The sequence below is a fragment of the Halomonas sp. G15 genome (assembly GCF_021282295.1).
Classification (GTDB): Bacteria; Pseudomonadota; Gammaproteobacteria; order Pseudomonadales; family Halomonadaceae; genus Halomonas; species Halomonas alimentaria.
In genome coordinates this window covers 1-14,044 of sequence record NZ_JAJSPA010000059.1, presented here as the reverse complement: position 1 = coordinate 14,044, position 14,044 = coordinate 1, and the positions used below count along the sequence as shown (strand labels likewise).

The 14,044-nt window shown below is 63.8% G+C and carries 17 protein-coding genes and 1 pseudogene; 9 read left to right on the top strand and 9 right to left on the bottom strand.

Features of this window, described 5'->3' with window-relative positions; translation table 11 throughout:
- The first annotated feature begins 443 nt into the window (after nucleotides 1-443).
- From LWH48_RS17300 to LWH48_RS17270, 7 genes and pseudogenes are all read left to right on the top strand, one after another.
- Nucleotides 444-1,241, top strand: coding sequence for an MBL fold metallo-hydrolase RNA specificity domain-containing protein (locus LWH48_RS17300; protein WP_332875640.1), 798 nt, complete (start codon nucleotides 444-446; stop codon nucleotides 1,239-1,241).
- Nucleotides 1,242-1,448: 207 nt separating this feature from the next.
- Nucleotides 1,449-1,859, top strand: a complete 411-nt coding sequence (locus LWH48_RS17295; RefSeq protein WP_232913546.1) for an SRPBCC family protein — start codon at nucleotides 1,449-1,451, stop codon at nucleotides 1,857-1,859.
- 97 nt (nucleotides 1,860-1,956) lie between these two features.
- Nucleotides 1,957-2,427, top strand: coding sequence for a large conductance mechanosensitive channel protein MscL (gene mscL, locus LWH48_RS17290; RefSeq protein WP_232913545.1), 471 nt, complete (start codon nucleotides 1,957-1,959; stop codon nucleotides 2,425-2,427).
- Nucleotides 2,428-2,535: 108 nt separating this feature from the next.
- The gene (locus LWH48_RS17285; protein ID WP_232913544.1) at nucleotides 2,536-3,867 is read left to right on the top strand and encodes an IS200/IS605 family accessory protein TnpB-related protein; all 1,332 of its coding nucleotides are present in this window, start codon (nucleotides 2,536-2,538) and stop codon (nucleotides 3,865-3,867) included.
- 240 nt (nucleotides 3,868-4,107) lie between these two features.
- Nucleotides 4,108-4,365 carry a type II toxin-antitoxin system RelB/DinJ family antitoxin gene (locus LWH48_RS17280; protein WP_161432010.1) on the top strand — a complete coding sequence of 86 codons (258 nt, stop codon included), beginning with the start codon at nucleotides 4,108-4,110 and terminating at the stop codon, nucleotides 4,363-4,365.
- A pseudogene (locus LWH48_RS17275) lies at nucleotides 4,365-4,637 on the top strand (type II toxin-antitoxin system YafQ family toxin). The gene LWH48_RS17280 and the pseudogene LWH48_RS17275 overlap by 1 nt, the downstream one beginning before the upstream one ends.
- A 223-nt stretch (nucleotides 4,638-4,860) precedes the next feature.
- Entirely contained in the window at nucleotides 4,861-5,007 is a 147-nt protein-coding gene (locus LWH48_RS17270) for a hypothetical protein (RefSeq protein ID WP_232913543.1), read from the top strand.
- Between the two features lie 17 nt (nucleotides 5,008-5,024).
- On the opposite strand, the gene LWH48_RS17265 is transcribed toward LWH48_RS17270, so the two are convergent.
- From LWH48_RS17265 to mntA, 9 genes are all read right to left on the bottom strand, one after another.
- Nucleotides 5,025-5,309, bottom strand: a complete 285-nt coding sequence (locus LWH48_RS17265; RefSeq protein WP_232913548.1) for a type II toxin-antitoxin system RelE family toxin — start codon at nucleotides 5,307-5,309, stop codon at nucleotides 5,025-5,027.
- The gene (locus LWH48_RS17260) at nucleotides 5,299-5,547 is read right to left on the bottom strand and encodes a type II toxin-antitoxin system Phd/YefM family antitoxin (RefSeq protein ID WP_232913542.1); all 249 of its coding nucleotides are present in this window, start codon (nucleotides 5,545-5,547) and stop codon (nucleotides 5,299-5,301) included. Before LWH48_RS17260 ends, LWH48_RS17265 begins: the two co-directional genes overlap by 11 nt.
- Before the next feature lie 89 nt (nucleotides 5,548-5,636).
- Nucleotides 5,637-6,530 (bottom strand): DNA replication terminus site-binding protein, encoded by an 894-nt coding sequence (locus tag LWH48_RS17255; protein ID WP_232913541.1) that lies wholly within the window; start codon nucleotides 6,528-6,530, stop codon nucleotides 5,637-5,639.
- A gap of 2 nt (nucleotides 6,531-6,532) precedes the next feature.
- Complete coding sequence (yacG, locus tag LWH48_RS17250; RefSeq protein WP_232913540.1) at nucleotides 6,533-6,763, bottom strand: DNA gyrase inhibitor YacG; 231 nt, start codon at nucleotides 6,761-6,763, stop codon at nucleotides 6,533-6,535.
- A 64-nt stretch (nucleotides 6,764-6,827) separates the two neighbouring features.
- Nucleotides 6,828-7,454, bottom strand: a complete 627-nt coding sequence (coaE, locus tag LWH48_RS17245; RefSeq protein ID WP_232913547.1) for a dephospho-CoA kinase — start codon at nucleotides 7,452-7,454, stop codon at nucleotides 6,828-6,830.
- A 328-nt stretch (nucleotides 7,455-7,782) separates the two neighbouring features.
- Nucleotides 7,783-9,045 (bottom strand): type II toxin-antitoxin system HipA family toxin, encoded by a 1,263-nt coding sequence (locus tag LWH48_RS17240; protein ID WP_232913539.1) that lies wholly within the window; start codon nucleotides 9,043-9,045, stop codon nucleotides 7,783-7,785.
- A complete protein-coding gene (locus LWH48_RS17235) occupies nucleotides 9,035-9,298 on the bottom strand; it encodes a helix-turn-helix transcriptional regulator (RefSeq protein ID WP_232913538.1) in 264 nt (87 codons plus the stop codon). The genes LWH48_RS17240 and LWH48_RS17235 overlap by 11 nt, the downstream gene beginning before the upstream one ends.
- Before the next feature lie 238 nt (nucleotides 9,299-9,536).
- On the bottom strand, nucleotides 9,537-9,947 hold the full coding sequence (hepT, locus tag LWH48_RS17230) for a type VII toxin-antitoxin system HepT family RNase toxin (RefSeq protein WP_232913537.1): 411 nt from the start codon (nucleotides 9,945-9,947) through the stop codon (nucleotides 9,537-9,539).
- On the bottom strand, nucleotides 9,940-10,347 hold the full coding sequence (gene mntA, locus LWH48_RS17225; protein WP_232913536.1) for a type VII toxin-antitoxin system MntA family adenylyltransferase antitoxin: 408 nt from the start codon (nucleotides 10,345-10,347) through the stop codon (nucleotides 9,940-9,942). The genes hepT and mntA overlap by 8 nt, the downstream gene beginning before the upstream one ends.
- A gap of 121 nt (nucleotides 10,348-10,468) precedes the next feature.
- Between mntA and LWH48_RS17220 the strand changes: the two genes are divergently transcribed.
- Nucleotides 10,469-12,883: a Lon protease family protein gene (locus LWH48_RS17220; protein WP_232913535.1), complete on the top strand. Its 2,415-nt coding sequence runs from the start codon at nucleotides 10,469-10,471 to the stop codon at nucleotides 12,881-12,883.
- On the top strand, nucleotides 12,873-13,682 hold the full coding sequence (locus tag LWH48_RS17215) for a universal stress protein (protein WP_232913534.1): 810 nt from the start codon (nucleotides 12,873-12,875) through the stop codon (nucleotides 13,680-13,682). Before LWH48_RS17220 ends, LWH48_RS17215 begins: the two co-directional genes overlap by 11 nt.
- Nucleotides 13,683-14,044 lie beyond the last annotated feature (362 nt).

Below are 14,044 nucleotides of genomic sequence, written 5' to 3'. Positions count from 1 at the left end.
GCAGCGACGGCCAGTTGGCCAGGACCACCACCGACAACGCACGGCAGAACTGGCGATACTCCGCCAGCGTCAAACGCATCAGGTGTCGCTGCTGCGTCGTGGCTTGTAGTGGCCACTTGTCCGTGCGAATCATGGTTCGAGTCATGGAAAAAGCCTAAGCCATTACCTGATATTTATCCAGCATTTTCCTTGACGTTCGCCAAGGCTCGCCGCTTAACTAGCGCATCACGCTTCGCGTCGATACGTAGGATGCGCGGCTGACTAGCTCAAGCGTGCCGGGCATATCCTGGGTTCCTGCTATGTGGAGGTGGATGTGCTCGACCGGCAGCGCGGCGATACCCAGCGCACGCTGTTCTCCGGCGACCTGGGCGCGCCCTATGCGCCGTTGCTCTCGGCGCCAGAGCCGCCCTGGGGCTGCGACAGCCTGGTGCTGCGACAGCCTGGTGCTGGAGAGCACCTACGGCGACCGGCGCCACGAGGATCGCCGCCACCGCCGTGGGCGGCTCAAGGCGGCCATCGACAGGGCACTGGAGAATGGCGGTACGGTAGTGATTCCGGCGTTCAGCATCGGCCGCACCCAGGAGCTGCTCTACGAGATGGAGACGCTGATCCATCAGGCGGGCAGCCGACGCTGGCGGGAGCTGGAGATCATCGTCGATTCGCCGCTGGCGGCGCGCTTCACCGCGGTCTACCGCGAACTGAAACCCTGGTGGGACGCCGAGGCCCATGCGCGGCTCAAAGCCGGGCGTCATCCGCTGAGCTTCGAGAACCTTTATACCGTTAGCTCACATGAAGAGCACGAGCGTACGGTGGCCTACCTGGCCGAGAGCCATCGCCCGGCGGTGGTGATCGCGGCGAGCGGCATGGTGAGTGGCGGGCGGGTGGTCAACTACCTCACGCGCATGCTGGGTGACCCGCGTCACTGTGTGCTGTTCACCGGCTACCAGGGCGCCGGCACGCCGGGGCGCGATATCCAGCGCTACGGCCCGAAGGGCGGCTGGGTGGAACTCGACGGCGAGCGCATCGATATCCGCGCCCGGGTGGAGACGGTCTCGGGCTACTCGGCCCACGCAGATCAGCACGACCTGCTCAACTTCGTGCGCCGCCCGCCGCGGCACATCCGCCTGGTGCACGGCGAACGAGACGCCCAGCAGGCGCTGCGCGAGGTGCTGCTGGCCTGGGCGGCAGAGCAAGGGCATGAGTTGACTGTGACGCTGGGAGTGGAGCTTGGCGATGGCTGAAATTCCAACAAGGCAATGGCAGTTACCGTGTCGCCCTTTGTGGGAGCGCAGATTCTGCGCGATGGCTGATCGCCGATAAATCGGGCTCCCACAATACCCTTGGCTCTCTGCGATAGACCTGGATTTTCCCAGCCTTGGTTTTCCCAATATCGAAGCTAGCTGCGATACTCTGCCGCTGAGCTCGATCACCGTTGCAGGGAGCACGCCATGGCCACCATTGAACACTCCACGATCCTCGCGGCGCCACCGGAGCGGGTCTTCGCGTTGCTGGAGCGGGTGGAGGACTTCGCCGACTACTCCGACCTGATCCACAGCATCGAGGCGCTGGGCGACGACCGCTACCGCTGGCACGTGCATGCCGTGGGGCGCGACTGGCACTTCGACGTGGAGATCACCGAGCGGCGCGCGCCGGAGGCGCTGGCCTGGGCCTCGCTGGACGGGGTGGAGAACCAGGGGCGCTACCGCCTGCGCCCGGTGGAGGGCGGCACCGAGGTCAACCTGACCCTGACCTACAAGCTGCGCAACAAGCTTCTGGAGAAAGCGGTGAACAAGGCCGCCACGCCGCTGGTCGGCCGGGTGAGCCGGCAGATCCTGGAGCGGGTGGCGGAGAGGTTGTGAGAGCAACCAGCATCTTTCGACCTATAATGAACCGGCCTGGCTTCTCGGCACCGTCGCAGGGGCGGCGGGATGGCCGCACCCACAGGGAGGGCGAGAGATGTTTAAGGAGTTCAAGGAGTTTGCCGTTCGCGGCAACGTGGTCGACATGGCGGTGGGCATCATCATTGGCGGTGCCTTCGGCACCATCGTCACCAGCCTGGTGAATGATGTGCTGATGCCACCGATCGGCCTGCTGATGGGCGGGGTCGACTTCTCCAACATCTTCCTGGTGTTGAAGGGCGAGGGGCCCTACGCCACCCCGGTCGAGGCAGCGGCGGATGGGGCGGTGACCCTGAATATCGGGCTGTTCGTCAATAACGTGATCAGCTTCCTGATCGTCGCGTTTGCGGTGTTCCTGCTGGTGAAGGGCATCAACCGGCTGCGCCGCCAGGAGGCCGCGGCGCCGACCGAACCGGCGGCCCCGCCCGAGGATATCCTGCTGCTGCGCCAGATCCGCGACAGCCTGGTCGAGCGGGGCGATGGGAGCACGGGGGAGCCTGTCGACCCGGCCCCCACGAAGATGGGTTGAACAAAAATCTGCCGCATTCTGCGATTCAATTCTCTGAATGAATCGACAGTTAAGGCAGAGCAAGGCGTCAGCCTTGCAGGTGTAACTGGATAGATATATAGTAAAATTATGGCCATTATTCGCTCCGACACCCTCACCCTTCAGGTCACCAGTGCCGACCAACAACAGGCGTTGGCGAATACGCTGACGCTGTATCGGCGGCTGGTGCGCGATCTGATGACCGTCGCCTATACCCACTGGCCGACGGTGGGGGCAACGCAGGGAAATGAAGCGGTAAAGGTCATTGAGGCGCTGATTCACCCAACGGCTAAACGACCGCACGTTCGCTACACGTACTTTGCCAACCGCTACTACAAATTTCCCTCGTATCTCCGGCGTGTGGCGCTGATGGATGCGGTCGGCCAGGTGCGTTCCTTCGTCACGCGGTTCGATCAGTGGCGATGTGGCCAGCGCAAGCACCCGCACGCCAAACCACCGCGCCTAACGGCCAGCACGAAAACCTTCCCCAGCCTTTACGGCAGCCAGTGTGCCAAGCTCAACACCGATGCCAGCCATGCCTTTATCAAGGTGCATTGGCAGAATGACTGGATTTGGATGGGATTTGGGCTGAAAGGCACCTGCCGGTTTCGAGGGAAAGGCAAGGCCAAGTCGCCACTGCTGACCACGAATGGGCGACAGTGGCAGCTTTCCTTACCGGAACAGTTCGAGCCACCGAAGCCAGTAAAAGGTGCGCCTGAGCGGGTATTAGCGGTTGATGTAGGGATTAATACGGCGGCCACCTGGGCGGTGGTTGATACTCAAGGCACTGTCCATGCGCGCGGCTTTATCTCGCGCACGGATAAAGACCGGGAGTGTCGACTGATGGCCCGTATTCGCCAGGCCGCCAAAAAGCACACGCGGCACGGAAGCCGGCTGCCGCCCGGCTTCTGCCGCCGCGACCACCAACGGCTAACCCATCTGGCAGACAATCAAGCCCACCAGATCAGTCGGCAGTTGGTGAATCTAGCGCTTGATCATCACTGCCAGGCCATTGCAGTCGAAAACCTGAAGGGCTGGCGACCCAAAGCGGGTAAAAAACGGACACCGATGAAGGCGCGGTTTCACCGCTGGTTTCATCGCCAACTGGTGACACGCCTCGACAGCAAGGCCGTCGAGGTGGGGCTTCGCTATGTGGCGGTATATGCCCGCGGTACGTCCCGCCACGCCTTCGACGGATCAGGGCCAGTAAGGCGCGACAGAGATAACTACAGCCAGTGTACGTTTAGTTCCGGCAAGCGCTACCACGCCGATCTGAACGCGGCCTATAACATCGCCGCCCGAGGCCATGTTTACTACCAGGGGTGTCGCCGCAAGGCAGCGCCCCGTGCCGGCTCGCAGAAGTCGACCGGCACACCGCGAACTCCGGTATCGCTCTCCTCGCTCTGGCAACAGAGTGCGTGAGAGGGGTAAGAATCCGCGATTCTATTCTTCGAATGAATCGTCGGAGGGTTCAATCAGTCGTTGTGAGATCGGAGCCGGCGCCATGCCGGCCCCGCGCTTTTGTGGGCTATCGATCACCCCGTGTGGGATGAAAACAAAGTGTCATCCTTGAAATAGAGAGTCATCCTCCGGTGATGACAAGGTTGCGTAGCCCAGCTATAATGTAGCTACATCGTAGCTACGCAAGAAAAGGAGAGAATCATGAGTGCTGATACCGTGGTTCGAGCCCGCATCGACAGTGAAACCAAAGAGCGCGCCACCGCCGCCCTGGAGGCCATGGGTCTGTCCGTTTCCGACGCCATCCGCCTGCTGATGCTGCGGATCGCCGACGAAAAGCGCCTGCCGTTTGCCGTGCAGGTGCCGAACGCCACCACGGCCAAGGCTCTGGAAGATCTGGAAGCCGGCAAGGGCAAGCGCTTTGATAGCGCGGATGCACTGTTCGATGACTTGGGCATCTGATGCTGACCCCAGTCCGTTCCAGCCAGTTCAAACGCGATGTGAAGCGGGTCCAGAAGCGCGGCAAGGACATGAACAAGCTGCGGTGCTTGCTGGGCCTGCTGCTCAAGCAAGCTCCCTTGCCAGATACCTACTAGGATCACCCGTTACGGGGGAACTGGAAGGGCTATCGAGATGCCCACATCGAACCCGATTGGTTGCTGCTGTATCGCGTAGAGGGCGATGAGTTGCATTTGGCTCGTACTGGTAGCCACGCTGATCTCTTCCGCGAGTAGGCAAGGCAAGAGAGGATGATACTTTACCTTGCTGACATGACGGCTCCTTACCATAAATCAAAGGGGTATACACCATCATAGGATGATATTCTTTTTCATCCCACGCCCCGGACAGATGTGCAAAATCTATTAGCCGGCTATCTAGCTGATTGGCGGCTTCGGGTCTATGATCATGCCTGAGGAGGCCGTGGGCCTCCCTTGAGCCTCTCTTGAGGGTATGGTCATGATCAAGGCGCTGTTCTGGTGTTTCCTGGTGCTGTTCTCGCAGCTCTGGCTGCTGCGCTGGGTCGATGGGCGGGTGTTGGGGATGCAGTTCGGTGACAAGGGAGAGCGGGAAGAACTGCCGGAAGAGGTGCGGCCGGAGGGCTGACGTCCTGGTGGTTGGTGCTACTGTCGTCTGGCGGCCTTGAGATAGACGCTATTTCGATCCCGCTTGCCCACGGCGATGACCAGCACGACCAGTTCGCTGTCACGTACCTCATAGACAAGCCGGAAGCCCGCGCTGCGTAGCTTGATCTTGTAGCGGTTCTGGCTACCTGACAGGCGTGAGGCGGGGATGGCCGGTGATTCGATGATGGCCCGGAGCTTCTTCTTGAACTGTTCGCGCACGCTGCCGTCGAGCTTGTGCCACTCCTTCAGCGCCTCGGCCCGAAAGCGCAGTTCATAGATCATCAAGAGACACTGAGATCTCCGGCTGGTCCCGCCGCTCGTCAGCGATGCGGTTGAGCTCGGCATCTTCGAGCTTCTCCAACAGCTCTTCGTAGACCGCGGCCGGAATGCAATAGAAGGCGGGCTCGTTGCGGTTCAGCACGGCGACGGGGAAGCCTTCTCCGGCTGCCACGGTGGCCATGGGGTTCTTCTTCAATTCCGAGATGCTGGCGGTGGTTGTTGCCAGGATATGGTGGGGCATGAGGAACCCTCCTTGTTTGCTTACGCAACTCATTCTAGACCTGTTATAAGTCTTTTAACAGGTCTTTTGGGGGTCTGTCCCCGATTAACTCAGCGGTACCGGTAGACCCTCAGGCTTGGCAGAAAGGCCTCGTCCTCGAGGCGTTCGTCGCGGCGGCGAGCACGGGTGCGTGCCTCGGGTGGCTGCAGAGGCGGGAGGTTGTGGTCGGGCAGGCGGCCGTCGGGGGCGGGGATAAACAGCGGCAGGGCGACATTCATGGCGCGGCGGGTGCGGCCGTCGTCGAGGGGCTCTCGATAGAAGAGGTTGGCGCGCATCAGTGGCGCCTGACGCTGCACCTGGGCCAGAGGCTCGCCGCTGGGCAGGCCCGCCAGCTTGCGCAGTTGTATGCGGATATGCGGTGCGTCGCTGTCGAGGGCCAGCAGCTTCTGTTCGGCCTCGGCCACCGTGAGCTTCTTGATCGAGCGCCCGCTCGAATACCAGGCCAGGCGCACCCGGGCCAGGGGCGCTTCGCTTGCCGGGATGGCCCGCCAGCACTGCTTGAGGTGCACTCGGGCGAGCCCCTCGCCGCGCAGGTGGTCGTGCAGGGCGGGGTGGCGGAAGGGGAGCACTGCCTTGGCCTCGGGAATCAGCGCCGGCACCTGGTCGCGAATCTTGGCGGTCAGGGCGGCGAACTCGGCCTTGGCCGTATTGGCCGCCGCCACGGCCTCCATCACGCTCTCACTCGCCGCCACCAGGCCGATATGCGCGCGTGTGGCGCGGCCGTCCTGACCATCCTGATACCAGACATCCTGCAGTGCCCCGCGCAGCCACTCCTCGGCACGGGAGTGTTCGACCGGCTCGGGCTCGCCGAAGATCCAGCAGGCGCCGGGGGCACTGGCATACGCTTCGGCGACCTCGGCGGTACGCTCGATCAGGGCGTCGAAGACTGCCTCCAGCTCGGCGAGCAGGCGGTACTCCGGCGGCTGAATGTGGGGCGCCGTCATGACTACTGCTCATCCTGGAAGTCGCGCTCAGCGCGCATGATCATCTCGTCGATCTCGGTCTCGTCCATGGCCGGCTCACCAGCAATGCGGTGGCTGCCATCGGCCCAGGCGCCGAGATCGATCAGCCGGCAGCGCTCGCTGCAGAAGGGGCGGTAGGGGTTGTCCTCGCGCCATTCGACCTTCTTGCGGCACTGGGGGCAGGCGACTTCCAGGGGGCGGTTTGAATCGGTCATGGGGCTCCGTAGGTGGATCAGTGTAAGTGTCAGGGGGCGCTAAGGTGTCTTGTGGGAGCTGAATTTATTCGCGATGGGGGGTGAGGGCCAGCTCACGGTACTGCCGATCCAGCTCGGCGACCTGGCGGCGCATCTCGGTTTCGCTGCCGCCATTATCCAGCACGTCGTCGGCGCGGGCCAGGCGTTCGGTGCGGGGCATCTGGGCGGTGATGATGGCGCGGGCCTGGGCTTCGTCGACGTCGTCGCGGGCGGCGGTGCGCTGAATCTGCAACGCCTCGGGGACGTCGATGACCAGGGCGCGGTCGACCATCTGATACTGTCCGGATTCGAACAGCAGCGGCGAGACCAGCAGCACGTAGGGTGCTCCGCTGGCGGCGAGGCGCTCGAGATGGGCGATCAACCGCTCGCGGATGCGCGGGTGGGTGACCGACTCCAGCCAACGCCGCTCGCTCTCGCTCTCGTTGTCGTTATGAAAGACGATCTCGCGCAGCGCGCGGCGGTTGAGGGTGCCGTCGGAGTTGAGCACCTCGGCGCCGAAGCGTTCGGCGATCTCGGCCAGGGCCGGCTCGCCGGGCTCGACCACCTCGCGGGCGACGTCGTCGGCGTCCACCCAGGGCGCACCGAGTGCCTCGAAGGCGCGTGCCACGGTGGACTTGCCCGAGGCGATGCCGCCGGTCAGGCCGATGATCAGGGCCATGTCGCTGCTCTCCTTGAAGCTCGCGTGTCGGGAAGGTCGATGCTGCTGTGGTGGCATGATGCCATTCGGCGGGCGTGTGCTCCAGCCAGTCGAATGACCCTTGGCTACCGGCATTGTGCCGAAATGATAGGGTAGCCATCCAGAATCCGCAGGGTACCCACACCGTCCAAGGTGTACGGGGGAATGGGGGAATGCGGTGTGAGCCGCAGGCTCACTGGGGAGCCCAGGGCAATCGCATGTCAGCAGCAGGAACTGGCCACCCGAGCGATCAGGCTGGCACTCGATAGAGTGCCCGAGAAAACAGTGAAGGGGGGTTAGGGCGTCATCGGTTTTTCGACCACCGTTCCGGCAGCTTCCTGCAGTTGCTCAACAGCCTTTTTTGCAACCTCTCCAACAGCGTCCGCTCCGCGCCCTGATGAGTCTGGGGGCACAGAGCGACGAGGGTGCTGTCGATGGCCGCCGGGATGCGTTCGGCGAGTCCAAGCCCTTGGCGCAGGAAGTAGCGTGGCTGGAACTGCATTGAGCGCGCTAGTGTTTCGAGGTGCGAGCGTTCGATGCTGCCGGGGCGATCCTCACCGGCGATGCGAAACGCGAAGCGTCGAGAGAGGCCGCTGTAGAGCGTCGTGCTCATCAAGTCGTAGAAAGGTGCCAACCGCGGACCTTCTTCCGTGTAGAGGATGGAGAGGTTCTTGGCGTGGCTATCGTTGTTGCCGATCAGCAGGTTGAAGAAGAACCAGGCGATCAGGCGTTGCAAGTCCTTGGCCGGTGTTCCCACCTGCTGCAGGAGTTCACGGCAGCGCACCAGGCCGGGGCCTCCGTCACTTTCGTATTTGATCAGCGAGGGAGTGCCGGCAAGCTGGCAGAAGTCGAGCTGGTGTAGGCGCTGCAGCCTGCCCTGTTCGTCGGGCATCCGGTCGTATCGTCGTACGAGGCAGGCGCGGGTATCGGGCTGGTAGCTAGCCTCAGCGACTTCGAGCCCGAGTTCGGCGGCCAGCTGCATGCAGAAGGTCTCGTTGATGGCGGTGGCCCATATGCCTCCCAGGCCTCGAATGTCCGGCTTGAGAAGATGGCTGGACGGTGCCGATCCTTCCGGTATGGCGGGGCTTCCGTCTGCCTGCACCATCACCAGCAACTTGTCCTGGGCACCCGCCAGCGAGATACGAGCCTCTTCGCCCTGTTGTGAGAGCAGAGGGCCACGTTCCCTGTGCCGCAAGTGTTCCGCCAGTGCTTCCCAACTGATGGGCCGATAGTGCGGTGGAGCGGGTGTCACCCCTGGAGGCAACAGAGTGAAACCGCTGGCCGTGTCTCCGCCGATGGCTTTCAGCAGCCCGAAAACGGTAGTGGTGTGGTGGCGAAGCTCTAGGTGATGACGCAAGTCGGCTTCCGGCAGCAGGTTCTCGAAATAGGCCAGCACCGCATCGCCTACGTGCACCTGCTGCGAGAGGGGCAGGGTAGGTGAAAGACTCACTGCTTCAGGGTGTTCCAGCCACGCCGGGGCATACTCGAAGCGCAGCGGTTGAGCGTCATGCAGCCGACCGACATGCTTGTCGCCGTGGTAAACCTCCAGGGTATCGTCACCCGCCATGGTGGCTGCCGCCCTTGCGCCGTACGACCACCTCGAGCCCCATTAAGTCCAGCACGTCCAATACTTTCTGCAATTGCAGGGTCGGCTTGCCCCGCTCCAGGTCGACGATGAAGCGATTGCCGGTGCCGGCCAGCCCGGCCAGGTCGATCTGCAACAGCCCCTGCTCGGTGCGCATCTGGCGCACCAGCCTGCCGAGCTCTTCGCTGTCGCGGATGGTGGCGGCCTGGGGAGTGAGGGGGTCGGTGGTCGGCATGGAAACCTGCATGTGATTACCGTTCGGTAATTGTAGCCAGGATTCCGGTGCCTCGCAACGAAATAATTACCGATCGGTAACTATTCTAGCGGCTAAGTTTAGATTAACGGATTAAATTACCGATCGGTAATCTTTCGATGGGATCGCGGGTGAAGCAGGCATTATGCTGGTGGTGAGATGGTTGGATGCCTGGGGCATGCCTGTCTCCTGGGCTTGGGCCATGATTTCCGTTTGCTTGCTAGGCCAGCTCGATCAGGCGTCTGGCGTAGGCCAGCAGGTCGTTGGTATGTTTTTCGATAATGGCGACCACAATGGGGATCTGCACCGCCTGGTAATCGTGAACGGCGATATTGCGAAAGCCGGTCATCTGTTTCATGGCAGTGGCCAGGCTTCCATCGATGACTTTCTCACGCGCCAGGATGTTGAAGACATCCCTGGCGCCCTGGGGCAGCCCCAGCCGGTGTGTTCGTATCAGCCGGTTGCCGGCATCTATGGTGGCTTCACAGGCCCGTTGCAGGTTCAGGATGGCGGCGTCCTGACGGGTCAGGTCATCCAGAAAAGTGTCAGGGTCCTTGGCGTACTCCTCCCGAGCACGTGCCACGCAACGTTCGATGGTGGCTGCCTTGTTCAACAGGACGTCATCAGCCATGCACGCTGCCTCGTTGCTTGATGTCATCGATCAGTCCCCGCCGCTGGATGGCGAGGTCCCAGTATTCGCTCTGCACCATCAGCTCGAACTCGTCGGCTTCTGACCCGCATGACCAGAGCCGTCTACCTTCGCTCATCACCTGCTGCTGGAGCACCGTAGAGGCCTGCCGCAGGTCGATCAGGTCGACTTCGCATTGCAGACGCTCGGCGAGCTCACCGGCCAGCGCCCAACGCCGGGCGGCACTCAGCGGCTTGGGCAGCAGGATGGCGATGTCTGCGTCGCTCTGTTCGGTTGCACGGCCCGTGGCCTGGCTGCCGAACAGATAGATTGACTGCAGCTCGGGCAGGGCCTCTCTCAGGTATTCGATGCTGGTGGTGAGATGGATGGATGCCTGGGGCATGCCTGTCTCCTGAGCTTTGGCCATAATTTCAGTCTAACACCTTGACCTGGGTGCTGGCGGCAAGCCCGCTCCTGCTCCATGGTTGTTCTATCAGCCATGGATGTTGGAACAGGAGAGGATGATGGTCGAGCCGCTTGGCGTGACGCAGGTGTTTCAGGCGTGTTCGGAGGAGGCGTTCACCTTCGAGGTCTCGAGCGAACTGGAGTCGCTGGATCTGTTGGCCGGCCACGAGCGGGCCCGTGAGGCGCTGGCCTTCGGCACAGCGATCCGCAGCGACGGCTTCAACCTTTTCGTGCTCGGCCAGCCGGGGCACGGCAAACACAATCTGGTGGGGCGCTACCTGAACGAGCGCTCGAGCAACGACCCGTCGCCACCGGACTGGTGCTACCTCTACAACTTCGAGGATCCCTCGGTACCGCTCTACCTGCAGCTGCCCCCGGGGCTGGGCCGCCAGCTGCGCGGTGATATCGAGGCGCTGACCGATGAGCTGCGTGGGGCGATCCCGGCGGTGTTCGAGAGCGACGAGTACCAGAATCGCCTGCAGGAGATGAAGCAGGCCATGGGCGAGCGCCAGCGTGATGCCATCGAGGCGATCCGCCGCGAGGCCCGCGAGCAGGGCGTGCTGCTGCTCTCCACCCCCAACGGCTTCACCTTCGCCCCCGCCGACGGCGACAATGACAAGATGATGTCGCCCCAGGAGTACGAGAAGCTGCCCAAGGAGGAGCGCGAGCGCATCGAGCATACGGTGGAGATTCTGCAGCGCAAGCTGACCCAGACGATCCGCCGCATGCCCCGCCTTGCCAAGGAGCTGCGTGAGCAGGTCCAGCAGCTCAACGAGGAGGTGCTGCAGAGCGCCATCGGAGCGCCGCTCGCGGAGCTGGAGGAGCGCTATGCGGACGAGGAGGGCGTCATCGCCCATCTGACGGCAATCCGCGAGGCGATCCTGCAGCACGCCGAGGCCTTTACCGCCGATGACCCCGAGATACCGCCGGAGGCGATCTTCAGTCGGTTCTACATCAACCTTCTGGTCGACAACGCCGACACCCAAGGCGCACCGGTGATCTACCAGGACCTGCCGGGCCACCAGCACCTGGTGGGGCGCATCGAACACCATGTGCACAATGGCACCCTGCTCACCGACTTCTCGCTGATCCGCGCCGGCGCCCTGCATCGCGCCAACGGCGGCTATCTGGTGCTGGATATCCGCGGGCTGCTGACCCAGCCCGGCGCCTGGGAGACCCTCAAGCGGGTGCTGCATGCCGGCGAGATTCGCACCGAATCGCTGGAGCAGGCCTACGGGCTGATCAGCACCGTGAGCCTGGAGCCCCAGCCGATACCGCTGGACGTCAAGATCGTGCTGCTCGGCGAGCGGCTGCTCTACTACCTGCTCTGCGAGCACGACCCGGAGTTCCTGGAGCTGTTCAAGGTACAGGTAGACCTGGAGGACGAGCTAGAACGCAACGAGGAGAGCCTCGCCCTCTATGCACGGATGATCGCCACCCTGGCCCGGGAGGCGGCCTTGGCGCCGCTGGATCGTAGCGGCGTGGCGGCGACCATCGAGCGCGCCAGCCGCTTGGCCGACGACCAGCAGCGCCTGACCGCGCGCCACCGCGACCTGCATGACCTGCTGATGGAGGCCGATCACTGGGCGACCGTGGCGGGTTCCAGCGTGATCCAGCGTGAGCACGTGGAGAAGGCGGTGGCCCAGCAGCTGTGGCGGGCCGGGCGCATCCGCGAGCGCAGCCATGAACAGATCACCCGCGGCACCCATATGATCGCCACCGAGGGGCGCGTGGTGGGGCAGGTCAACGGTCTCTCGGTATTGGCGCTGGGGGACTTCGCCTTCGGCCAGCCCACCCGCATCACCGCCACGGCACGCCCCGGCAGTGGCCAGGTGGTGGATATCGAGCGCGAGGCGCGCCTGGGTGGACGCATACACTCCAAGGCGGTGATGATCCTGTCACGCTACCTGGCCGGGCGCTATGCCCGGGAGGCGCCGCTATCGCTGTCGGCGAGCCTCGCCTTCGAGCAGTCCTACGGCGGCATCGAGGGGGACAGCGCTTCGGTGGCCGAGGTGTGTGCGCTGGTCTCGGCGATCACCCGGGTGGGGCTCGACCAGTCGTTCGCGGTCACCGGCTCCATCAACCAGCACGGTGAGGTGCAGGCGGTGGGTGGCGTCAACGAGAAGATCGAGGGCTTCTTCGATGTCTGCCGAGCCCGGGGCGAACTGAGTGGCCAGGCGGTGATCCTGCCGGCCACCAACGTCGAGCACCTGATGCTCAAGCGCGAGGTGCGCGAGGCGATGGAGGCGGGCACGTTTCGAATCTACGCGGTGCGCCATGTGGATGAGGCACTCGCCTTGCTCACCGGCGAGACACTGGGCGAGGCCGACGCGGAGGGCAACTTCCCGGCGGAGAGCCTGAACGGTCGGGTCCAGGCGCGCCTGGCGGCCTTCCAGGCCGTGGTCAAGGCCGCCTCCAGTGATGACGAGGAGGATGCCGCCGACGGCGGCGAGGAGGGCGGCGATGCCTCGTGAAGTGATGCCCCATGAAACGATGCCTCATGAAACTAAAGCCCCGCTGGAGCCGGTGGTAGGTGCCGATGCGCTGCGTGTGCTGGCACTGCTGGATGACTCCCGCCAGGGGCTGGCGGCGCTGCAGGCAGCGGCGGCCCTGGCCGAGCAGGCGCGTGCCGAGCTGGTGGCGCTGTTTGTCGAGGACCTGGACCTGCTGCACTGTGCCGCCTTCCCGTTCTCCCGGGAGGTGGGCGCCAGCAGTGGCGTGGCGCGACCGCTCAGCCTGGCGCTTATGGAGTCGAGCCTGACCCGGCAGGTGCACCGGGTGGAGCGGGCGCTTCACCAGGCCGCGGCTGGCAGGGAGCTGCGCCATCGCCTGCAGGTCAGCCGGGGGCAGGTGGCAAGCGAGGCCCTGGCCGAGGCGTCACCCGGCGATGTGCTGGTACTGGGCAAGGCGGGCCTGTCGGCGCGTTGGGGCAGCCGGCTGGGCTCCACCAGCCGGCGGTTGATCCTGGAGGCGCCCTGCACGGTGATCATCTGGGATGAGCGCCACCCGCCGGAACCGGGGCCGCTGCGTTACTTCCGCGGCGAGGCGCCGGTGCTGCCCTGGGGCGAGACGCCGGAGGAGGCGGTGCGTCGCCACCCGCTGTTCCTGGGTCGCGAGGAGCTGGCTTCCATGGACGCGTCGGCGCTGGAACGCTTCCTGGCCCGCGCCCGCCGCGGCGCCCTGGCCATCACGCGTAAGCGCCTTGTTGCGCTGCTCGAACAGGATGCCGACCTGCTGGCCCGCATCCCGGTGCCGGTGGTAGTGGTGCCTTGAGCAAGTCAGCCGCGCATCCTACGTATCGACGCAAAGCGTGATGCGCTAGTTAAGCGGCGAGCCTTGGCGAACGTCAAGGAAAATACTGGATAAATATCAGGTAATGACTTAGGCTTTTCGCATGGCTCGAACGATGATTCGCACGGACAAGTGGCCACTACAAGCCACGACGCAGCAGCGACACCTGATGCGTTTGACGCTGGCGGAGTACCGTCAGTTCTGCCGTGCGTTGTCGGTGGTGGTCCTGGCCAACTGGCCGTCGCTGCAGCAGGCCCCCAGCTTTGCCGCTGCCGTGGAGCGGCTGATGCACCCGACCAAGAAGAACCCCTCGCCTCGCCACCACTACTTCGTGAAGCGTTTCT